The following is a 23,686-nucleotide window of genomic DNA, read 5'->3' as shown; positions in this document are numbered from 1 at the left end:
ACATTAAATATTAAAATTTAAGACTTACGTTAAATCCATAGATGCGGGTTGCCGGATTAATATACAACTCCCCAAACTGGCCTTGCAAATCACTTCCGATAGAAGATCCTTCCGGATCTATGAATTTATTGCTTTTGGGTGTCCATACAAATGGATTATTAACAAATGCTGTGATGGCAACATCGCTCAATTTAGCTGAACTTACCCAAGATTTCGGCAAAGCATAAGTTAACGATATGTTACGTATTTTTCTAAATGAACGATCCATCAAATAGTATTTACCAGCTTCTTTCGATCCATGCAAATTGAAATAGTCTTGATACCCACTATTTGATAAAAATATTGCTGTATTATTATCTTGATATCCTTTAAAATTCCCCTGTTTATCGAACACCGACTCTACTGAATTAGGAATAATGAACGGATTACGATCATTATAGAGTGTCTCTATCCCGTTGCCAGTAAATTGCATTAAATTTTTTGTCCTGGAAAACATATAACCACCTTCGCGAACATCTAAAGTAGCTCCTAAAGTAAACCCATAAGCACTAAAAGATGTATTTACACCACCAGTCCATTTAGGTTGAATATTTAAACCCGTACTTGCAATATCTTTGGTTTGACGTGGTTGGCCAGTTTCATCAACAATTAGCTTTCCATAATAAGGACTATTTACATCTTCAACATAGGTAGGTAAGTAGGTGTAGAAGGTACCAAGAGGTTTCCCAACCTCCGCGTACATACTCACATTATCATCTCCCGCCGAAAAGTTGTAAATTTCAAATTTATCCCCAATCCGCTCATCCAAAGAGATCACTTTATTTCTATTTACCGTAAGATTGAAATTGAGATCCCATCTGAATTTTTCAGTTTTAATAGGAGTTGTCGAGAGCAAAAGTTCAATACCTCTATTTCTTACTTCCCCAACATTGGTTACCATTGTTGCAAAACCACTCGCAGGATCTACTGATAAAGGAAATATTTGATCAGTTGTTGTTCTGTTATAAAATGCAGCGTCTAAGCCAATACGGTTATTAAAGAATTTCAAATCAACTCCTGCCTCAAATTCTGTCGTCATCTCTGGCTGCAATTGATCACTTCCTTTTTGTGTACTCAATAAAAAGGAATTCGCATTATTCAATGGAAATTTAATAATATCTGATCCGTAATATCCATTGGCAAATCCTTGTATATAGCGAGCGGTAGTTTGATAAACTCCCGCATCATTACCTGTACGTCCATAGGCTAAACGCGCTTTACCAAAAGTAAGTATATTATTCTTAGGTAGGTTATTCGTAAACAACCAACTCAAAGTTGCGCCAGGATAAAAATAATTATTATTATTGATAGGTAGAGTCGATGACCAATCATTCCGTGCAGTTAAGTTCAAAAACACAGTTTCATCATACCCTAAAGTGACATCTCCAAATAGCCCTACCAGCCTTCGTTTATTTTGAACTTCACTTAACTCTGATCTCACGGACCCATTACTTAAATCCCAAAAACCAGTATATACAGAGAGACCGTCCGTCTGACCTTGCATATAAGTAGAATATCTTTCATTGATATTCATACCAAGCATTGCAGTAAGTGATAACTTATCAAATCTGTTATCATAAGTAGCCAAGAAATCATGATTTAATTCATAAGAACTACCATATCTCGAAAAAACATTTCCAGCTTGATTCATTTTTGACGGCGGATATCCCTTGTCATCCGTGATTAATTTGTCATCCAATTTGATCTCCGGTACTCCAATTTTTTGGTCATAGTTTAAATGGTCAAAACCAAATCTATAGGTCAATGTTAATTCCTTCATTGGGTTAATATCTGCTTGAATTTTCCCATTAAACTGTTTCGAATTTAATTGGTTATAATTGTTGGCAAGTGCCCAATACGGATTAGTTATACCATAAGGCGTAAAATAAGCTTCTGGTGTATTGAAGGGACTCGATAAGTCTTTTTTGTCTATAATGGATATATCTCTTGGCAATTCCAGCAAACCGTCAATTACTGATGTGCCCTGAAATGTCCCGACCACGTTGGTCTTATTTGTCGTAAAATTCAGATTTGACGAAACTTTTAACCAATCAGTACCTTTATAGGTACTCCTATAAGCGAGCGTATTCCTCTTATAAGAATCCGCATCTGTTGGCATAATTCCATCATCTTTAGTATTCGAATAAGACAAATAATAAGTCAGCTTGTTGTCTTCTGAAGCACCATTAAAAGCTATACTATTATTAAAGGATTTACCAACATCCAAAAAATCCTTAACATTATTTTTTCGGGCTGAATATTCATGGTACAGCTGTTTATTATTCCAAATAGGTCCAAACAATTGAAGTGATCCGTCTAAACGTGGTCCCCAAGAGCCATTCTCAATAAAAGTTTGCTTTCCATTCCAGCCTTGCCCAAATTCATTTTGCATTATAGGAAAAACAGACATCTCCCTAAATTGCATACCTCCATTATAAGATAACGAAAAGTTTCTCCCATTACCTTTTCTTCCCGATTTAGTGGTAATAACTATAACTCCATTTGAAGCTCGAGATCCATACAACGCAGTAGCAGCCGCCCCCTTCAATACAGTCATTGATTCAATATCGTCCGAAGAGATGCTGGAGATCCCTCCAGCCGCAATTGTCGTGCCGTCAGTTTGAAAATTACTTGTCTGTAATGGAACTCCATCCACAACATACAATGCCTGATTGGAACCATTAATTGAACTGAAACCACGGATTACAACCGATGATACAGAGCCTGGCGCGGCACCTGATGAATTAACCTGAACTCCAGCAACTTTACCCGCCAATGCATTTGCGACATTCGTATTTCGTGATGCTGCTAATTCGGCGCCACCAATTTTTGTCGCAGAGTAACCCAAAGATTTTTCCGAACGGGTAATACCCATTGCAGTTACAACAACCTCATCCAGAGCATTAGCTGAATTATCTAATGTAACGTTAAAAGCAGATTGTCCTTCTTTAACAATCAACGTTTTATCTGCAAAACCTATAGAGCGAAATACTAAAATTTTACCATTAGGCACTGATAATGAATAGTTACCATTTGCATCTGTTTGTGTAGCAACATTTGATCCTTGGATTGCGATAGTTACACCTGCCAATGGCTTCCCATCTGCTCCTGTAACATGACCGCTAACCTTTCTCTCCTGCGCGAATGCAACAGAAGTTAGAATCATACTACCCACGAATAAACTGAGTAATTTGTGTTTCATATGTTTACGTTTATAAAAATGTTATTTTTGGAAGAAAATACTATGGTTAGTATTAATATACTTTTTTTATAATCTAAATATGTTCCAGTTATCACCTGTTTTTTTTAACACATTATAAATCTATTAAAAAATGTTAAACACAAAATTATAATTTTTTTAAAATCCTACAATGTAAGCATAATTTACAAACAACAATTAACGCACAAATTAACACAAAACACTGATTAACAATAATTTATTTTTCAAAACGAATTCATTTCAAAGTAACATTGTTTTACTCAGAATCAAAAAATAATAAAAAACATTGCTAACTCATCAGCGCAGCACATATATTTTACAAGAAAATATGTTGGCTTTATAAAAATATATCGATACCAAACACCGCACCGAAATAGTATAATTTTGGCAATACGAATGCAAGCACACGTAACATACAACCCCCTATTCTTCAAGTCAATTATATTGAAAAAAATAATCTTATATTTTTTGTGTGGCTCTCTTTCATTACAAAATTGATAAAAACTTGCTTTGGTAAAATAGAGAAGAGAACTCGCAACTCTATTCTTGATTACCTGGCTCATTTCCTCCAAAAGTATTCACCAAAACAATAAATATTTAACTTTTCGTGTAATACAACATCCAAAACCTTTTCTCAGATCAAGCAACACCGATAAATGTTTTTTGAGACCGAGTTATAAACTTGCGAATGGATCGAAATTTTTCATCTATACCTGTCTATTTTTCTTTTTATTAATGGGGGTTAAAACAATGATGATGACGAATTACCGCGACTATATTGCCCTTCATTGTTGAAAGTCAGAAGGCAGTTTTAAAATATTTACACCCACTATCTGGCTACCGATAAAACATATTATACTCACTATGGGATTAATACAACAACTATACGAAAACCATAGTTTAGCGACGCTCTTTTGACATATTAGAATTTCTCAGGGAATGCCTCTTTCATCAAATCATTCGCTTACAAGCATCTAAGAAAGCATCTTGGGTACCTGTTTGAATTGACCACCCCTTTCTGGGAATTAGGCAAAAGTCAGCATATAATTACAATCGTATCGGAATGGTATAGTTTATTGCCACAGGCTCTCCTTGCAAGCTCCCTGGTTTCCAAGGACCAACACGTTGAATAGCAGTTGTTATTTCTCTTTTAATTTCAAAAGGAATATCACCATCATATTTAAAATTACTGAGCCTACCATCCTTGTTGACTACAAATTGCACGTTTATAATATTGCTTAATTGAGTATGTGAATCACGAGGAATGTTTATGTTTTTATAAACTTCCTTTATAAATTGGTCCATTTTAAGAGATGGAACAGGAGCCAATTCCCTTGTCTCAGCATCGTATGAAACCACCTCTCCATTGGCACGGAATCGTTTCCCACTTTGGAGAACGCCAGCTGAATATTGCTCTTCATAATGACTCTCCATATTCCAGCCTACCCATTTTCCTTCTCTTTCATTATCTTTTAGTTCCCCTTCAATATAGTTACCATTATCATAATCGAGGCGAAGAAATCCATTTCCCCGCTTCAAAAGATAATTTCCGAGAGAATCCAAATACAAGAGGTAATATGGTTTGTTTATAGGAGTGCCAGTAAATGGATTTTGACCTGATTGCACTTGGGTAACCAACATTTTCAGCTTGCCCGTAGGGTAATAATAATAAGATGAGTCAATTGCTAACCCATGGGGATCGAATTTTTCCAAGCTTTTCAACTGTCCATTCGGGTAGTAGGTAGTCGATTCCCCGACATATTTCCACCCGAGAACCCCAGCTTTGCTATCAGGACTATAAGCGAAAGATTTCATAGAATCGGTATCTGTATAATAACTAACAATATTAAAAAATCTATCCGAATCGTTTCCAATGGGGACAATAAGTTGATAAGATTGAGATTCCGCTTTCGTTGCTACTGGATTACCCGACCTATCGAAATAATTAACTACTGTATCGATACGACACTTGGTATAAGCTTTCTCAAAACAAAATACCTGCACCTTCGGCCCAAAAAGAATAAGTATAAATAAAAACAAAATCGATCTTTTCATAAAATATAGCTGTATTAATAAGGACGAAAATACAGCTTTTCCAGCAATATATTTCAAAAAACAAAAGCGGCAATTTCCAAAGAAATTGCCGCTTTCATAAGTATATAATCTAAAAGATTACTTAACATCCCACCAAACTGGTACTGTAATCGCTTTTGTACCTGGATAGTTTAAGTTAGTTGTCAACTCAGTATTTGGATACAACAAACGTTGTGGCATTTCACCATTCGCTAAAATTGACGCTTTTGATTGAACCAAGAATGTAGGGTAACCTGTTCTTCTATATTCAGTCCATGCTTCAAAGTTTTGGAAACCGTTCATTGCATAGTATTTCTGTGTAATAATTGCTTCCAATTGTTTAGATGCATCAGTTGGAAATTTACCAGCAGCAGCTAAATAGTCAGTCACACCTGCCGTCCCTAGGTAGGAAAATGAAGCTGTAACACCTTCATTGTACAATGTTGAAACAGCACCTGTTCCCCATCCTTTCAAAGCAGCTTCAGCTTGTAAGAATTTGCTTTCAGCAACAGAGAATAATTTTACAGGAGCTGTTGCAGACGCTGTATTTTTCGCATTTGCACCAGTTATTGGAGAAGGAGCAGAAACTTTTTTCGTGTTTTGTCCTCTAAAGTCTCCCTGTTCTAAGTATGCTACTGTATCCTGCAATGTTACATTATCTGCTTTAAACAATCTGCTGTATAACGCAAATGATCTTTTATCATTGTTTGCAGCATAAGCTTTAACAGCTGTTCCACTTGCAACTACATTCTGAACATATTTTAAACCAACCATCTCTGTATAGAAAGGGTTTTGGTTACCACCTGTCGTCGTAAATGTGATGGATACATCTTCATTTAAGAATGTTGGATTTGTAGCATATAATGCTTTGATACCTGCTTGAGCAGTAGCAGCATCTACGTTAGAAATACGCAAATACGCTCTCAATTTCAAGGTATTTGCGAACGCAATCCAAGAAGCCTTATCACCACCAAACAACATATCTTGTTCACCTGGTGTGGTACCAAGGCTACCTTTCAATAATTCAACACCTTTATCGATATTTTCAAAAATACTATTGTAGATCTCTTTTTGAGTTTGATACTTTGGACTCAAATTAGTTGCTCCTTGCAAAGCTTCATCCAAGGGAATATCTCCAAAAGCATCAGTAGCTAGCTGCAATGTATATGCTTTCAATAAATAAGCCATACCAATTGTATAGTTGTTGGCCCCCCGCTCTGATTTGATGATTATTTCAGCATTGTTTAGCGCACTTCTATAAATTGTTGACCAAATACGATCCGTAGCAGTATTTTTGATATTATACTGATCAATGGTCTGATACTGTGAGGACGATGGAGCCTGTGTCCAATATTGGGCCCATAAACCACCATACACTTGAAGTTGATTACCTACGATCTGACTTACCGAAGCTTCAACTGTCGGCAACAACAGATTTGGCTCTACTTTTTCCGGGTTATTTGGATTTTCGTTAACATCCAAATATTTATTACAACTTGTAAATGCTACTGATCCAACCAATGCAGCAAAAACAAACTTTTTAATATTCTTGTTCATTCTATTATTCTTTATAGTTTAGAAGGATACCTTCACATTGATACCATAGTTACGCAAAGACGGCTGAGCAGTATAGTCAAAGCCTTGTGCATTTCCAGCACCAGCAGAGTTTACTTCAGGATCTGCATATTTGTTTTCGCTTGGAGTCCAAATAAACAGGTTGTTTCCAAACACACCCACAGTCACATCTCCAAATGGCGTATTTTTAAGCATATCTTTCTTGAATTTATAAGAAATAGCCAAGTTGCGCAACTTCACATAAGAAGCATCAATAACATTCATCCCCGCTTCCAAATATGGATAATAATCCACTTTGTCATAAGTCGCTGTTGTATTTACAACAGAATTACCATTTGCATCTAAGTAAACTGAGTTAGGGAAGATTTGACCAAAACGCTCGCCTCCTGTTTCAGCAGATGTACCTGTGAATGCCATGATATCTTTAGTCCGTGAATAGAATACACCTCCATGTTTCATGTCAAACAATGCTGTTAATGACCAGCTTTTGTAATTTACAGTCGTTCCTAATGATGCTTGGAATTTAGGATTATAACTTCCTAAATACTTTGCTTCTGAAGTAGGTACTGGTAAACCTGTTTCTTGGTCAACGATAGTTCTGCCTTCCGCATCAGTTGCATTGGTTACTGCATAAAATTCTCCGTAAGGGTGACCCTTTGCCGCAACGATAGACATACCTGAGAAACCACCTAGAGAAACTTGGTCAATACCATCCATCAACTCAACAACTTTACTGTTGTTTTTAGTGAAAGTACCCATCAATTCCCAGCTAAAGTTTTCAGTTTTCACTGGCGTTCCACGCAATGCAAGTTCAACACCCGAGTTTTTAATTTTACCCGCATTAACAACATTGAATCCGTAACCTGTAGAATTTGCAATAGGAATGGCTAAGATTTGATTTTTAGAATTGTTATTGTAGTAACTAAAATCAACAGTTAAACGATTTCTAAAAAACCCTAATTCTGCACCTACTTCAGCTGATGTAGTGATTTCTGGTTTCAACTCTGCATTTCCTAAAGTGGATCCCGACATGAATGCGGAAACATTACCAAATGGGAAAGTTGTCGTTCCAAATCCACCATTGATCTCGCCTCTAGAGAAGGTTGTCAACAATTGGTATGGATCTGTATCCGAACCAACTTTGGCGTAGTTGGCACGCAATTTACCGTAAGAAAGAATTCTCTTAGCATCTTGGCTCAACAACTCGGAGAATACAAAGGAACCACTTACACTCGGGTAAAAGAATGAATTGTTTTTCTTAGGAAGAGTAGACGACCAATCGTTACGTGCTGTCGCTTGTAAGTATAGGAAGTTTTTGTACGACAAGTTCAAATCTGCATAAAGTCCAACCAACCGGCGTTTTGACCATGAATCTTGAATCAAGTTCAATGGACCATTGGAGTTTGCTAGATTGTAATAACCCGGCTGTACCAAACCTCCACTTTCATTTGTCGCAGTACTTAGATTAGAAACATTACGTTGACGGATATTATTACCCAACATTAATGATCCTTTAAAATCTTGATTAAACTCATGGGTAGCAGTAACCATGAAATCATGAATGATCTCTGTTACATTGTATTGATCGATACGATACTCTCCATTGTCAATAAGATCATTAGCAGTCGAATAATTACCTGAAGTTTTATCGATCGGCGTAAAATTATATTTTGGAGATTCTGAACGTCTGCGGTCGGTGTAGTGATCCACCCCTACGCGCTCTTTGAAATCCAACCATTCAAATGGCTTATAACCGACGTTAAAATTACCCATAATGCGGTTTACATTATTGTAATTGTTGTAATTTGCCAATGTCCAATATGGATTCATAGAATATGCTCCATAATAACCATACTCATTACTATGGTTTAAACCATTTGCATCGATATAACCATACCCATTATATGGGTTGCTTAAATCTTTCATGTCAGCAACAGGAATATCGCGGGGAGTTTGCAACAAGTTATTATAAACAGAACCACCGCCTTGGCCACCACCTACATTGTTCGAGTTGATCTGACTATAGTTCGCTGAAATTCCTGCATAAAATTTATTGGAGAATTCAGTTTGACCATTGAAACGAACACCATATTTATTGTAGTTGTCCTTGCTTCCAGGATAAACACCATTTGAGTTCAAAGAATTCAGCCCCAAATAGAAGGAAGATTTTTCACTACCACCTGAGAAGCCTAGGTTATTGTCTGTTGCAAACCCAGTATTAAAAAAGTCTCTAACATTGTCTTTTACGGCAGAATACGGTTTTGTTTGTCTTACACCGTTTACAGCTTGCCCCCATTCCTGTGTTTTTCCTGTAAAAGGAGCTCCCCAGGACCAGTTTTCTTTTGGATCATTGACAAAAACCAGATCTCCATTTTTAGTATAGCCAGAGTAACCTTGACCATATTCATTTTGGAACTCGGGCAATTTCAAAATAGAAGAAAAAGTATTTGTAGTATTGAAAGTAATATCTGTTTTACCCCCACCTTTTTTACCGGTCTTAGTTGTAATGATCAAAGCTCCATTAGATGCCCTCGATCCATACAATGCAGCTGCAGCAGGACCTTTTAATATAGTCATTGATGCGATATCATCAGGATTGATATCATTACCACGGTTACCAAAATCAACACTGGATAGCGATGAGGCGCCACCAATCACACTTGAATTGTCAATAGGAACACCGTCAACAACAATTAATGCTTGGTTATTTCCTGAAATCGACGAACCACCACGTAATACCACACGAGATGAACTACCTGGCGAATTCGAGGTTGATGTAATATTCACACCAGCAACCTTACCAGCCAATGCATTGATAGCACTCGAATTTTGACCTGAGCGTAATTCTTCATTATTCAATGTCGGTGCAGAGTAACCTAACGTTCTTTTTTCACGTTTGATCGCATTTGCTGTAACAACAACCTCTTCCAAAGCATTGTCATGATTTACCAAAGAAACATTGAATACCGTACTATTGTTGTTTACAATAATAGTTTTATCGTCAAAACCAACGGAACGGAATACGACAACCTTACCTGCCGGTACATTCAATGAATAATTACCATCAGTATCAGTCTGTGTAGCTTGATTAGTACCTTGTACAACTACTGTCACCCCTGGTATTGCTTTACCGTCAGCAGATGTAACACGACCACTAATCTTCTTTTCTTGAGCGAATGCAACCGAAGTCAAGATCATACCGCCAACAAGAAAACTTAGTAATGTTTGTTTCATGTTTTAGTTAGTTAATTTTATTATTTTTTCTAATCCTATATATTGATATAAATTATATCCATTACCATAACCGTCTAAACATAAATTGCCTAGACAATAAACAACAAAAGACATAACATGCTCTTGCAGCCCAGTTAATAACAGTTGAAAATATTTGTGAAAAAGTCGGCCCTAGGTAGATGTAGAGTCAGTCCTTAGATAAATATCCAGCTGTAAATTTGCTCTTTTCAGCATTTACAGTAAATAATAGTTAGTGCGATTTTTATTAGCGGTGTCAAATATATAAAGCCAAAGTTGCTTTTACAAGTTTTTTAACATAATCTCCAGAAAACAAGAAATACCGCAATAATAAGTTCACAATTTTACAAATTGTTACAAAAGAAGCATTTTAGAATAAAAACTCATCAAACAATTTTCAAACAGAATTTTATACGGAATGAACCATAATTAACAAAACATTAACAATGTTATAAGAAAACGTTAACATGTTATACTATTATTTTTTTGTATTAAAACTACATGTAATTTATAATGATTCTAAACATATTAAAATCGAGTTATAACAAAAAAAAGACGCTCTACCTTCTCAGGCTGAGCGTCTTTCATATGCATATTAAATAAGTCTAAAGACGACTTATTTATTGTTATTTAATCGATGTATTCAAATTTGGTATAAGGCACCAAAACTGCAGGTATTTTAATTCCTTTTTCTGTTTGATTATTCTCCAATATCGCTGCCACAATACGTGGCAAAGCCAATGCCGAACCGTTCAATGTATGAGCCAACTGCATCTTTCCATCGGCATTTTTAAAACGGACTTTCAAACGATTCGCCTGATAAGTTTCAAAATTGGAAACGGAAGATACCTCTAACCAGCGTTTCTGAGCAGAACTATACACTTCCATGTCATAGGTCAATGCAGAAGTAAAACTCATATCTCCACCGCAAAGGCGCAATACACGGTAAGGAAGCTCTAATTTCTGCAAAAGACGCTGTACGTATAAACTCATTTCTTCTAGCACTTCATAAGACTTTTCAGGATGTACAATCTGTACCGTCTCCACTTTGTCAAATTGGTGCAGTCGGTTTAATCCACGTACATGTGCGCCATAAGAACCTGCTTCACGACGGAAACATGGTGTATAAGCACAATGTTTGATTGGAAACTGCCCTTCTTTTACAATCTCGTCTCTATAAATGTTGGTGACGGGAACTTCGGCTGTAGGGATCAAATACAGATTGTCGTTACCCACATAGTACATCTGTCCTTCTTTATCCGGTAATTGTCCCGTAGCAAATGCAGAATCTTCATTGACCAAAATGGGCACCTGTACTTCTTCGTATCCTTCTTCTGCTGCCTGATCCAAAAAGAAATTGATCAGTGCGCGTTGCAATTTAGCGCCTTTACCTTTATAAATAGGAAAACCCGCACCGGCAACTTTTACACCAAGCTCTAAATCAACAATATCATATTTGTTCAACAATTCCCAATGCGGCAATGCATCCTCCGACAAAGCCGGGATTTCGCCATGGTTCAAAACTACTTCGTTGTCCTCAGCACTTACACCTGCTGGAACGGATTGATGCGGTAAATTAGGTAATTGTACGATCTTCTCATTCAATTCGGCTTCAATGGTACCCAATTGTTCCAAAAGTTGCTTCACTTGCTCCTTATATCCCGAGGATTTGGATTTAACGGTTTCAGCTTCTTCTTTTTTTCCTTGGCGCATCAGATCTCCAATCTGTTTTGCCGCCGCATTAGCCTCTGCCGAAAGTGCGTCAGATTCCGATTGGATCTTACGACGATCTTCATCTAAACTGATGATTTCGTCGACCAATCCAATTTCCTTGAAATGCTTGACAGCCAATCTTTCGATTACCGTATCCCTGTTCTCACGGATATAATTTAATTGCAACATAATATAAATGTGTTATTTAAAATAGTGAACAAACTTAGATAAATTTGCCTTTATTTACAAGCAATTTTATTCCTAAAGCACCATCCAAAAGGCTTTTTGACTGCTTTACGGCGCTCTATTTCCATCACACCGCATCGGCTAACATCCAGCAGGCTATGGAAGACTAGTCCTCCATGGTATCGATTTTTACAACCCATGATCCATAAAAAGAGCGTATCCATTAGGCACCTAATCGATACGCTCTACAATTCGATCTATACGACAACCTTGTCGTTGGATTCAACCTGACGAACTCATTGTGATGTACATTTGCTAAGCAATGCTTACTTCATCGCATAAATAAACATCCTGAATAGCATGTAATAATGCGACGCCTTCATTCATTGGCTTTTGGAAAGCCTTACGGCCAGATATCAACCCGGTGCCGCCTGCACGCTTGTTGATAACCGCAGTTTTTACAGCTTCCTGGATATCATTCTGTCCCGAGGCCCCACCAGAATTGATTAAGCCAGCCCGACCGGCAAAGCAATTAAGTACCTGGTAGCGGCACAAATCAATAGGATGATCGGAAGAAAGCTGCGTATACATGCGTTCATCCAGCTTTCCATAACTGCTTTTACCCATATTCAATGCTTTAAAGCCACCGTTCAATTCGGGTAGTTTTTGCTTGATAATATCCGCTTTGATCGTTACGCCCAAATGATTGGCCTGTCCGGTAAGATCCGCCGCTAAATGGTAATCTTTATCACCGACTTTAAAAGCCGAGTTGCGCAGATAACACCATAATACGGTCGCCATCCCCAGAGAATGTGCTTCTTCAAATGCTTTGGCAACTTCGATAATCTGACGGTCTGATTCCTCAGATCCAAAATATATGGTCGCCCCTACCGCGACGGCTCCCATATTCCAGGCTTCACGAATCGTTCCGTACAGGATCTGGTCGGCTCGATTGGGATAGGTCAATAGTTCATTATGATTGATTTTAACCAGAAACGGAATCTTGTGTGCATACTTTCGGGCAACAGCTCCTAAAACACCAAAGGTAGATGCCACGGCATTGCAATTTCCTTCCAAAGCTAGCTTGACAATATTTTCCGGATCAAAATACTGAGGATTTGGTGCAAAAGAGGCCCCTGCACTGTGTTCGATTCCCTGATCCACAGGCAATATCGAAAGATAGCCAGTATTGGCTAACCGTCCCGTTCCAAAAAGTTGCCCCAAACTCCGCAAGACCTGCGGGCTGCGATCACTCGAAGTATAGACCTGATCGATAAAACTTGCCGCCGGCAGGTGAAGCATTGATTTGGAAACTGCGGGTCGATCGAATTCTAACAAATAACTCGCTTCAGCACCTAAGTGTGCTTGAATTTTTTCAATGTATTGCATAATGTATTCTTAGCATTTATTATAAATAGAACTTCAAAAAGCACAGAATGTTTTAACATTGAATATAGCAAAAAAAACTTAACTTTGACCATGTTATATTTAGTTCCAACACCTATTGGCAATCTGGAGGACATGACGTTCCGTGCGATCAATGTCCTGAAAGAAGTGGACCTCATCTTAGCAGAGGATACAAGGACCAGCGCTCCGCTTTTAAAGCATTTTGGAATCGACAAAAAAGTATTTGCGCATCATCAGCACAATGAACATAAAGCGGTATCTGAAATCATTAAATTCCTGAAAGAAGGGCAAAACATTGCTTTGATTTCGGATGCAGGGACACCGGCGATCTCAGATCCGGGATTTTTGCTGGTACGTGAGGCCATCAAAGAAGGGCTCGAAGTGCAATGCTTACCAGGAGCAACAGCTTTTGTACCTGCCCTTGTCAATTCGGGGCTTCCCAATGACCGTTTTTGCTTTGAAGGTTTTCTACCCGTAAAAAAAGGAAGGCAAACGCGCTTAAAAGCTTTGGCAGAGGAAAAAAGAACGATGATCTTCTACGAGTCGCCACATCGTATTCTCAAAACCATCGAAGAATTTATCACAGTTTTTGGCGCAGAAAGACAAGCTTCGATATCGCGCGAACTAAGCAAACTCTATGAAGAAAATGTTCGCGGAACATTAACTGATTTAAAATTACACTTTGAAAACAATCCGATTAAAGGAGAATTTGTATTTTGTGTAGCAGGATTGGAATAAATTTTGACAATCTTTAGGTATTAAAAAGTATTTGACATGAACATGGAACAATTTGCACAGGACGGGCAGGACATAAAAATCATTGAAAAATTGGTTACTAAAGTCCAAGATATGCTTACTCCAGGGGAAAAAATAGATTATATTGCAGTTCAAAAAAAACCTGCAGTTACTATTTTACCAGATAGTATCACCATCAGTAATAAGCGCATATTTATGTGCGAATTTACTAAACTGGGTCTGGCTACTGATTTTGAAATCTTCGGTTGGCAAGATATCAAGGATATTGCCTTCAAGGAAGAAATATTCGGTTCAAAAGTTACGGTTATTCCATTTACGGGCGAAAATTTAAGCATAGACTATATCCCTAAAGTTCAGGCTAGGAAATTGTATCAATATATTAAAGCCGCCCTTGAAAACTATAAAAAAGCGGAATTGGCGGCCGAAAAAGAGAAAATAGTCATTGCTCCAACAGTTGCGAAGGAAGTGATTATCGAACGACCAGAAAATAATGCACCGCTTCAGCCAGCAGTTACGGCTCCGGCGGCACCTCAACCTGTTGTATCGGCACCAGTAACTCCGCCAGCGCCAACGGTACCAAACATCCCGCCCGCTCCACCCGTTAAAGAAGAGGAAGATGATGAAATTACCTTAAAGCTCAAAAAATTAAAAACACTCTTCGACAAACAATTGATTACCCAAGAGGAATACGAGAGTAAAAAGAGAGAAGTTTTATCCAGTTTATAATCATAAATGGGAGAAAATATAGCGTGAAAAACAACTATTTACTGGCACTTTTAAGTGCCTTTTTATTGTGGTTGGGCTGGCCACCAATCCCCTATTCCAGTCCATTGTTATTTATTGGGTTTGTGCCTTTGCTGATTGCTGTAGAAAACATTATCCGCAGTGAAACATTCAAAAGAAAAGGCCGTAAAGTATTTCTTACGGCGGGACTCACGGCTGTTGTTTGGAACACGGCTTCTATTTACTGGGTATACAACTCCATTTCAGCAGTTATGCCGCCTTTTGCAGCTGTTGTCATCAGTCTGATCCCTTTTTGTCTTGGAGCCGCTTTAATGGCACTGGCTTTCAGGCTATATGGGCAATTACGACGCAAAACGAACATCCTATTATCCCTTTTCGGATTAATGGGATTCTGGATAAGCTATGAATTTCTACACGAATCCTGGGATTTAGCCTTCCCGTGGATGACTTTAGGCAATGGTTTCGCAAGTTTCCACCAATTGATCCAATGGTACGACATCACAGGGGTCTATGGCGGAACAATATGGATCTGGCTCGTCAATATCTTGGTATTTACACTTTACCTCAATGGAAAAGGACTTTATCCCATCAAACATAAGATTGTCCCGATTGCCTCTTTGGCGACTATATTGTTGGTTCCCAGCACCTACTCGTTGATACGTTACTTCAACTACGAAGAACATCAGAATCCTGCACAGATTGTTGTTGTTCAACCGAATATTGACCCTTATATTAAATTCAATTTAAGTCCCGAGGAACAATTAAACACCTTATTCGCCTTATCAAATTCAGTCGCCAAACCCAATACGGAGTTTTTCATCTGGCCTGAAACTGCACTTTCACAGAACGGCGATTTTGACGAGGAAAACTTTAGGGAAACCTTTTCTTACCAGCGCATTTTAAAATTTTTAGATCAATATAAAAATGGGAATGTACTTTCAGGTATTGAAAGCTATCAGTTGTACAACTATGCAAAAACACCTACTGCGCGTGAAATAGCTCCTAATGTATACCAGGATAATTTCAATGCTGCAACATTAATCGATTATTCCTCCAAACTTCAGTTTTACCATAAGTCCAAACTCGTGCCTGGCGTAGAGCAAATGCCTTTTGGTGCAGCGATGAATTTCCTGAAACCACTATTCAAGGCATTCGGCGGTACGACAGGTGGCTATGGAAAACAGGCTGAACCTTCGGTATTCTATGCCCAAAGCGGTATTGGTGCCGCACCCGTAATCTGTTATGAATCCATCTGGGGCAATTATGTTTCCAAATACGTCAAAAAAGGCGCTCAGTTTATTGCGATCATCACCAACGATGGCTGGTGGGGCAATACTTCGGGTAAAGACCAGCATTTACAGTATGCCAAACTGCGTGCGATTGAAAACAGGCGCTGGGTTGCCCGATCGGCAAATACGGGGATTTCAGGCTTTATCAATCAACGTGGCGATATTGTACAACAGACTAAATGGTGGCAGCCTGCAGCCCTAAATCAGGAAATTAATTTAAATGAAGAAATTACTGTCTACACGCAAGCAGGTGATATTGCAGCCTATTTGGGCTTGGCGCTCGCAATGGGCGGACTTGTGATACTCATCGTGGTCCGACGAAAAAAAGAACTTATCTAAATTGAAAAGTAGCGCCAAACTGAAATAGTAATTTGGCGCTATTTTTTCTGTATCAGAATGGGAAAGCACTAATCCTATACCTTCCTCGGCAAAAAGAACCTAATTCTGATGAGACCCCGGCACGCCAACGCCTATCAGCTATAATTAGGAAAATAAAATGATAAAAATAAGTCATTTAATACCTTTAATTTACTTTGGAGATTTGTAATTTTGCAGCATGCAAGTATATTTTGATAATGCAGCGACTACAGCCTTAGATCCTGAAGTAATAAAAGTAATGGTGGATGTGATGAACAATAACTTTGGAAATCCATCTTCTATCCATAGTCACGGACGACAAGTAAAAACAATTGTAGAAAAAGCACGTAAAACGATTGCCAATCTACTTCATGTATCTCCAGCAGAGATCTTCTTTACATCGGGTGGAACCGAGGCCGACAATATGGCCATCGTTAGGTCAATCGCCGACTTTGGGATAACCCATGCCATCACCTCACCTATTGAGCACCATGCCGTATTACATACCTTAGAGGAGCTAGAAAAAGCCGGCAAAGTGCAACTAGATTTGTTGGAAGTTGACGAAAAAGGTAATTTAAATCTCAACCAACTGGAAGAACTTTTAAGTACCAATCCGCGTACGTTTGTTTCCATTATGCATGCCAATAATGAGATCGGAAATCTCAACGATATTCAACGTATCTCCGAGTTATGCCAAAAGTATAATGCGATATTCCATTCGGACACTGTACAGACCATGGGGCATTATCCACATAACCTTGGTAACCTTAAAATAGATTTTATAACAGGAGCTGCCCATAAATTCCATGGTCCAAAAGGAGTTGGTTTTCTTTACATCAATGCGAATAACAAGATTAAACCGTTAATCTATGGTGGAGCACAAGAGCGCAACATGCGTGGTGGAACAGAAAATGTCTATGGAATAGCGGGTCTTGCCAAAGCTTTAGAACTTGCCTATGAGCACATGGAAGAACACCAAGCTTATATTCAAGGACTCAAATCTTACATGATCGACGAGTTGCAGAAAGCAATCCCCGAGATTGATTTTAATGGTGTTATTGAACCGGAAAAATCACTGTATACCGTACTGAATGTTTCTTTCCCTTGCAGTGACCTTGCCGACATGCTTTTATTCAACCTGGATATTGCGGGTATATCCTGCTCTGGTGGCAGCGCTTGCAGTTCAGGAACAGATATAGGCTCGCATGTATTGGGCGCAATAAAATCCAGCTCGGAACGACCTTCAGTTCGTTTTTCATTCTGCAAGCATAACACCAAAGAAGAAGTTGACTTCGTCGTAGCAACGTTAAAAGAACTTTGCTCTAAAAACAACTAATATTTTAATAGTTGACAGTCGACAACGAATAAAATCGCTCAATGTAGCGCTAATTAAAAATTCAAGCAAGAATTCTTAATTAGCGCTACATTGAATTAGATAAGTTTAATCTTGCTCCAGCGCGCTATCAGAGCCGCAAGCTAGAGTGAGGGGACTTCCTCATCCAACAGTAAGTTACACGGCATATTTGTCTTCGCTGAACTGTTCTGGATACGTACGCCACCCATTTTCGACAATTACCATAATTACCTGAACCTATACTTCCTGAACTTATACGGCATCCTACCAACTTAAACCTAAGAACAATTTTCAATCAGTTTTTAGACAGTAATTAGTCACTCCTTATTCAGTTTATACTGAGCAAGCACTGAACGAGCACTGAACGATCACTGAACAAGCACTGAACAAGCACTGTTAAAATAGCCTATTTGATCCTAACTTGCTACGATTAAAAATTAAAAAGAAGAAGGGAAGAAAACTTTCAGTATAATCCCAATTTAAAGATTGTACTACAGAGAAAAGTGAATAATTTCAAAAAAATAAAAAAGCCGAAAATAGATTCGGCTTTTTCATTCTTCATACATTTTTATGCTAGATTCAATTTTTTGTCAAAACATAATATTTGGAAATATCTCCCGTAATGTCATTTCCGGAAAGATCCAACTGACTGAGTATCCGATTTCCTAATTTGAACTTATAGTCAACGCCGTCCAGTGTAATGATGTTACCATCCAATTTCCATTTTCCTTCACGCATAAACACATCATCACTTTTATTAAGGTATTTAGATGAATATTGGTAGGTGTTGTCAGCATGCAATGAAATAAGTGTTTCTATACCATCACAATCCGCACAAGGCATGACACCTTTGTATTCACCAATCACTACTTCCGCCTTATCCCTACCTTTTAGGTCCTGTAAATTATCTTTATAGACCGCAACACTTTGTTTGGGATTATCACATCCCACCATTCCAATTGTCAACAACAAACCCACAATCCAAATAAACCTTTTCATCTCATTCCAAATTCAAAAAAATCAGCATCTAACAGTTACACCAATAAATTCATAACAAATTAAATACCAAAAATTTAGAAAAGATTAAAAATCATCTTCATCCTCATCTGTCAAGAAGGACAATGCACCTTGTAACTCGCCCAAAGCATGGAAATTACGCGTCTTGCGAGCGATCTCAATTCCGGATCTATAGGTATCAATCGCGGACTCCTGTTTATTTAATTTTTCGTACAATTTACCCAAATGATAATACGTTCCTACATAATCCGGATTCGTATGTACTAAATTCTCGAATCTCAACATAGCCTCTTGTTCATCTTCCTGCTTGAGATATTCAGCTGCAATTGCATATTTTAAAAAAGGATCTTCGGGGCTCTCCTTCAAAAATTCATTCAGTTGATCCAATCGTGTCGACATATCTTTTTTCTTTCAAACTTAGACAAATTGCATTTTATATGCAATTTAATTGTATATCCCCTTAAATAATCCCCCTTCTCTCCATGCCGTACAAAAGCCTTTTATAAACAGGTCCCCCGAATGCGCTGCGATGCTTTCTAAAATTACTATGCTGGCATATAAAATGACAATTTACTGACGCAATAAATCCAATGTCAAAAACCGGCTATTTAAAATAAAAAATTACAAAAAAGACAACAAAACACCTAAATATCATATCACATCAAAAAAATACATATAAATAACTAATAAAATTAAAAATTCATCAAAATCACAAGTCCACTCTTTAACAGAATTTAAAACGCCTTAGCGCTTTTTAATTGAAAGAAAATATGGTAAGTTTGAGTAAAACCAATCGTATATGAAAATATTAGTTTGTATAAGTAATGTCCCTGACACTACATCCAAAATCACTTTTACAAATGACAACACTGCATTTAATACAGCTGGTGTACAATTCATTATAAACCCTTATGATGAAATTGCTTTATCCAAAGCAGTTGAGTTGGCTGAAGGTGGAAAAGGAACCGTAACTGTCATCAATGTGGGCGATGCATCGACAGATGCAACCATTCGAAAAGCATTGGCAATTGGCGCAGACAACGCTGTACGGATTAACGCCGCTCCACGCGATGCTTGGTTTGTTGCTAATCAGATAGCAAAGTATGCCAAAGATAATGCATTTGACTTAATTTTAACTGGCCGCGAATCCATTGACTATAACGGTGCTCAAGTGGGGGCAATCGTTGGAGAGCTGCTGCATATCCCTTCTGTTTCCATTGCCAAAAAAGTCGACATTGCGGGCGACGCAGTCACAGTTGAGCGCGAGATTGAAGGTGGAAAAGAAGTATTGACAGCAAAGCTGCCAATCGTCATTGGTACAGCAGAAGGTGTTGCCGAGCCAAAAATACCTAATATGCGTGGTATTATGAGTGCGCGGACCAAACCATTGGATGTGCTGGAACCTTCCGCTATAGACGTTCTTGAACACATTGTCAGCTATGAGACACCAGCTCCGCGCGGTACGGTCAAACTTGTTGACGCTGCCGAGGTAGAAAAATTAGTTTCTCTTCTTCACGACGAAGCTAAAGTTATTTAATCTTTAAACGCTAAAACACCATGTCTATACTCGTATATGTAGAAAATACCGATGGAAAATTCAAAAAATCTGCTTTTGAAGTTGTTTCTTATGCAAAATCCATCGCCGATAACATACAGACTGATCTTGTTGCGATTTCAATTGGAAATGTCGCCGGAGACGAACTTGCCAGCTTGGGCAAGTACGGTGCTTCCAAAGTATTAAATGTCGACAATGAGCGACTCGCTTCTTTTGTAAACCAAGCGTATGCAAGCATCATTGCTGAGGCCGTAAAAAGTACCGGTTCAAAAATACTTGTGCTGTCCAACTCATTCTCAGGTAAGGGACTCGCACCACGTATTGCAGCCAAATTAGAGGCTGGTCTGGCCGATGGCGCACTCGAATTGCCGAAAATCAATGGCGACAGACTGACTGTCAAAAAAACAGCGTTCTCCAATAAAGCGTTCGCTACACTCGAACTATCCTCGGATATAAAGGTCATCGCACTAAGTCCAAATGCATATGAAACAAAAGAGACCGGTGGTAGCGCAACTGTCGAAACTTTTGCTCCGAATATTGACCAAACAGATTTCACAACGATGGTCAAAGAGATTGTTCGAGCAACAGACAAAGTTTCCCTGCCGGAAGCTGAAATCGTGGTCTCCGCAGGCCGTGGTTTAAAAGGACCTGAAAACTGGGGTATGGTGGAAGAACTTGCAGACGTCCTCGGTGCCGCTACAGCATGTTCAAAACCCGTATCCGATGCAGGCTGGCGCCCGCACTCGGAGCACGTGGGCCAGACAGGTATTGTTGTTAGCCCCAATCTATACATTGCTATCGGTATATCCGGAGCAATACAGCATTTGGCGGGAGTAAGCTCTTCTAAAACAATCGTTGTCATCAATAAAGATCCAGAAGCACCCTTTTTCAAAGTGGCCGATTATGGAATTGTAGGCGATGCTTTCGACGTTGTTCCGAAATTAACGCAGGCATTGAAGGCTTACAAAGGTATTTAAAGCTTTCATCCGATATATTCTCCCCATTTATCCAAAATGAATGGGGAGTTTTTATTTGTTATAATTGCATATAAAAGCAAATTTATCTAAGTTTGTAGACCGCTTTGGAATTAAAATGAAGAAAATCAGATTAGATATCGTTGGTTTATCCTATAGTCAAACGCAATCTGGGGCTTATGCTCTTGTATTGGGAGAAGTGGAGGGCAACAGAAGATTGCCCATCATTATCGGCAGCCACGAGGCTCAAGCTATTGCTATTCGGATAGAGAAAATGATTCCTAGTCGTCCGCTGACACACGACCTATTTCAATCTTTTGCAGATTCTTTTGGTATTAAACTCATTGAAGTACTGATCTATAATCTGATTGAAGGGATATTTTATGCTAAAATTATCTGTTCCGACGGCAACAAGATTGTCGAGATTGATGCCCGCACATCCGATGCCGTTGCACTGGCTGTACGGTTTGAAGCTCCGATCTATGCCTACGAATTTATTATGTCCTCTGCTGGAATTATCATTGAGGGACATGAGTTTGCATTTTTGGAAAACCTAGACAAATCCAATAAAGTTCAGGATCCAAGTGTTGTTGAGGTCGAAGAAAAAACACCTTCAAAATCCCCACAAAATCCTTTCTCCTCGTTGACAGATGAGCAACTGGAGCAAGCACTTAATCAGGCATTGACCGAAGAAAACTACGAGCAGGCTGCATTGATTAGGGATGAGATTTCCAAAAGAAAATAACTCCTTTCATTAAAGCGAAACAAAAATTTTAAATAACATCGATTTATGTCTATTAAATTAAGATTGACCATTATGAGCTTCTTTCAGTTTTTTGTCTGGGGAGCATGGTTGATTACAATAGCAAACTATTGGTTTGGCACAAAACAATGGGATGGTACACAATTTGGAGCTATTTTTGCAACTATGGGGATCGCTTCTTTATTTATGCCTACCCTGATGGGAATTATCGCCGATCGTTGGATAAATGCCGAAAGATTATATTTTATTCTTCACTTATGTTATGCGGGTGTTTTATTCTATTTACCTCAGGTAAATGATCCAAACACCTTTTTTTATGCGATGCTTGCGGCAATGTGTTTTTATATGCCGACTTTGGCCCTATCCAACTCCATTGCATATACGGCATTAAATGAAAATAACTACGATTTGGTCAAGGCATTCCCGCCTATCCGGGTTTTCGGAACGATAGGCTTTATCGTTGCCATGTGGATCACCAATTTAACTGGCAACAAGGCCACAGCTTATCAATTTTATATCGCCGGAACCGCAGCTTTGGCTTTAAGTCTCTATGCTTTTACATTACCTAAATGTCCACCGAAGAAGTTACAACAGGAAGATGCTTCCTGGACACAACTATTAGGCTTGGAAGCATTTAAACTTTTTGGAAATTATAAAATGGCTTTATTCTTTATTTTTTCCATGTTCCTAGGAGCCGCACTCCAATTGACCAATGCCTACGGTGATGTGTTTTTGGATGAATTTAAATTCTACCCTAAATTTTCAGAATCTTTCGTTGTGAAATATTCGACCATCATTATGTCGATTTCGCAGATATCCGAAACACTTTTTATTCTTGCTATTCCATTTTTCCTCAAAAGATTCGGTATAAAAAAGGTCATGCTGATTTCGATGTTTGCCTGGGTATTACGTTTTGGATTATTCTCATTTGGTGACCCAGCAGGCGGCCTTTGGATGATTGTATTATCCTGCATCGTCTATGGTATGGCATTTGACTTCTTTAATATCTCAGGTTCTTTATTTGTTGAAACCTCAACAACATCAAGCATACGCAGCTCGGCACAAGGCTTATTTATGATGATGACAAATGGTTTCGGTGCCGTTGTAGGCAGTTTTGCATCGGGTTGGATCATTGACCATTACTTTACCAAAAGTTTTCAAAACAGCAAGGATCTCGCACACTATCTGGATACAACAATCGATAATACCCATTTTCTACATTTCCTGCAGGAAAAGAGTATTTCCATATTACCTGACGGCATGTTAAGTGGTAATCTCATGCTAAAAGACTGGCATGATATCTGGCTTGCATTTGCCATCTATACCTTGGTTATAGCAATCTTCTTTGCTGTATTCTTTAGACATAAACACGAACGTGAACCGCTAAACTCAAAATAACCGAAAGCCGCTAA

Annotated in this window: 16 protein-coding genes; 8 read left to right on the top strand and 8 right to left on the bottom strand. The window is 38.5% G+C overall.

Annotated elements, in window-relative coordinates; translation table 11 throughout:
* Window positions 1-10: 10 nt before the first annotated feature.
* The 6 genes from ACLCDV_RS05505 to ACLCDV_RS05480 all read right to left on the bottom strand — a co-directional run bounded on the left by ACLCDV_RS05505 (window position 11) and on the right by ACLCDV_RS05480 (window position 13,447).
* Entirely contained in the window at window positions 11-3,241 is a 3,231-nt protein-coding gene (locus ACLCDV_RS05505) for a SusC/RagA family TonB-linked outer membrane protein (protein WP_411973083.1), read from the bottom strand.
* 1,065 nt (window positions 3,242-4,306) lie between these two features.
* Window positions 4,307-5,314, bottom strand: coding sequence for a hypothetical protein (locus tag ACLCDV_RS05500; protein ID WP_411973082.1), 1,008 nt, complete (start codon window positions 5,312-5,314; stop codon window positions 4,307-4,309).
* 117 nt (window positions 5,315-5,431) lie between these two features.
* The gene (locus ACLCDV_RS05495; protein ID WP_411973081.1) at window positions 5,432-6,889 is read right to left on the bottom strand and encodes a SusD/RagB family nutrient-binding outer membrane lipoprotein; all 1,458 of its coding nucleotides are present in this window, start codon (window positions 6,887-6,889) and stop codon (window positions 5,432-5,434) included.
* A gap of 18 nt (window positions 6,890-6,907) precedes the next feature.
* Window positions 6,908-10,141 (bottom strand): SusC/RagA family TonB-linked outer membrane protein, encoded by a 3,234-nt coding sequence (locus ACLCDV_RS05490; protein WP_411973080.1) that lies wholly within the window; start codon window positions 10,139-10,141, stop codon window positions 6,908-6,910.
* Window positions 10,142-10,789: 648 nt separating this feature from the next.
* Complete coding sequence (gene serS / locus ACLCDV_RS05485) at window positions 10,790-12,061, bottom strand: serine--tRNA ligase (protein ID WP_317668168.1); 1,272 nt, start codon at window positions 12,059-12,061, stop codon at window positions 10,790-10,792.
* A 312-nt stretch (window positions 12,062-12,373) separates the two neighbouring features.
* A complete protein-coding gene (locus tag ACLCDV_RS05480) occupies window positions 12,374-13,447 on the bottom strand; it encodes a class I fructose-bisphosphate aldolase (RefSeq protein ID WP_145330286.1) in 1,074 nt (357 codons plus the stop codon).
* Window positions 13,448-13,537: 90 nt separating this feature from the next.
* On the opposite strand from ACLCDV_RS05480, the gene rsmI reads away from it, so the two are divergent.
* From rsmI to ACLCDV_RS05460, 4 genes are all read left to right on the top strand, one after another.
* On the top strand, window positions 13,538-14,203 hold the full coding sequence (gene rsmI / locus ACLCDV_RS05475; RefSeq protein ID WP_083663502.1) for a 16S rRNA (cytidine(1402)-2'-O)-methyltransferase: 666 nt from the start codon (window positions 13,538-13,540) through the stop codon (window positions 14,201-14,203).
* Window positions 14,204-14,239: 36 nt separating this feature from the next.
* The gene (locus ACLCDV_RS05470) at window positions 14,240-14,947 is read left to right on the top strand and encodes a PH domain-containing protein (protein ID WP_286768370.1); all 708 of its coding nucleotides are present in this window, start codon (window positions 14,240-14,242) and stop codon (window positions 14,945-14,947) included.
* A gap of 23 nt (window positions 14,948-14,970) precedes the next feature.
* A complete protein-coding gene (gene lnt, locus ACLCDV_RS05465) occupies window positions 14,971-16,593 on the top strand; it encodes an apolipoprotein N-acyltransferase (protein ID WP_411973079.1) in 1,623 nt (540 codons plus the stop codon).
* 217 nt (window positions 16,594-16,810) lie between these two features.
* Window positions 16,811-17,947 carry a cysteine desulfurase family protein gene (locus tag ACLCDV_RS05460; RefSeq protein WP_411973078.1) on the top strand — a complete coding sequence of 379 codons (1,137 nt, stop codon included), beginning with the start codon at window positions 16,811-16,813 and terminating at the stop codon, window positions 17,945-17,947.
* A gap of 597 nt (window positions 17,948-18,544) precedes the next feature.
* On the opposite strand, the gene ACLCDV_RS05455 is transcribed toward ACLCDV_RS05460, so the two are convergent.
* Together ACLCDV_RS05455 and ACLCDV_RS05450 are read right to left on the bottom strand one after the other, a co-directional pair.
* A complete protein-coding gene (locus ACLCDV_RS05455; protein WP_075991319.1) occupies window positions 18,545-18,964 on the bottom strand; it encodes a copper resistance protein NlpE in 420 nt (139 codons plus the stop codon).
* Window positions 18,965-19,048: 84 nt separating this feature from the next.
* Complete coding sequence (locus ACLCDV_RS05450) at window positions 19,049-19,381, bottom strand: tetratricopeptide repeat protein (protein WP_333576622.1); 333 nt, start codon at window positions 19,379-19,381, stop codon at window positions 19,049-19,051.
* 400 nt (window positions 19,382-19,781) lie between these two features.
* Here ACLCDV_RS05450 and ACLCDV_RS05445 point away from each other — a divergent pair, with 400 nt between their 5' ends.
* The 4 genes from ACLCDV_RS05445 to ACLCDV_RS05430 all read left to right on the top strand — a co-directional run bounded on the left by ACLCDV_RS05445 (window position 19,782) and on the right by ACLCDV_RS05430 (window position 23,672).
* The gene (locus ACLCDV_RS05445; RefSeq protein ID WP_153846577.1) at window positions 19,782-20,519 is read left to right on the top strand and encodes an electron transfer flavoprotein subunit beta/FixA family protein; all 738 of its coding nucleotides are present in this window, start codon (window positions 19,782-19,784) and stop codon (window positions 20,517-20,519) included.
* Window positions 20,520-20,539: 20 nt separating this feature from the next.
* Window positions 20,540-21,514: an electron transfer flavoprotein subunit alpha/FixB family protein gene (locus ACLCDV_RS05440; RefSeq protein WP_411973077.1), complete on the top strand. Its 975-nt coding sequence runs from the start codon at window positions 20,540-20,542 to the stop codon at window positions 21,512-21,514.
* A 115-nt stretch (window positions 21,515-21,629) separates the two neighbouring features.
* Window positions 21,630-22,256, top strand: a complete 627-nt coding sequence (locus ACLCDV_RS05435; protein ID WP_046674002.1) for a bifunctional nuclease domain-containing protein — start codon at window positions 21,630-21,632, stop codon at window positions 22,254-22,256.
* A 45-nt stretch (window positions 22,257-22,301) separates the two neighbouring features.
* Entirely contained in the window at window positions 22,302-23,672 is a 1,371-nt protein-coding gene (locus ACLCDV_RS05430) for a nucleoside permease (RefSeq protein WP_317668175.1), read from the top strand.
* Window positions 23,673-23,686 lie beyond the last annotated feature (14 nt).

The organism is Sphingobacterium sp. Lzh-3 (genome assembly GCF_046764375.1).
Classification (GTDB): Bacteria; Bacteroidota; Bacteroidia; order Sphingobacteriales; family Sphingobacteriaceae; genus Sphingobacterium.
Note: the sequence above shows the minus strand (reverse complement) of the source record. Positions and strands in the feature narration are given on the sequence as shown.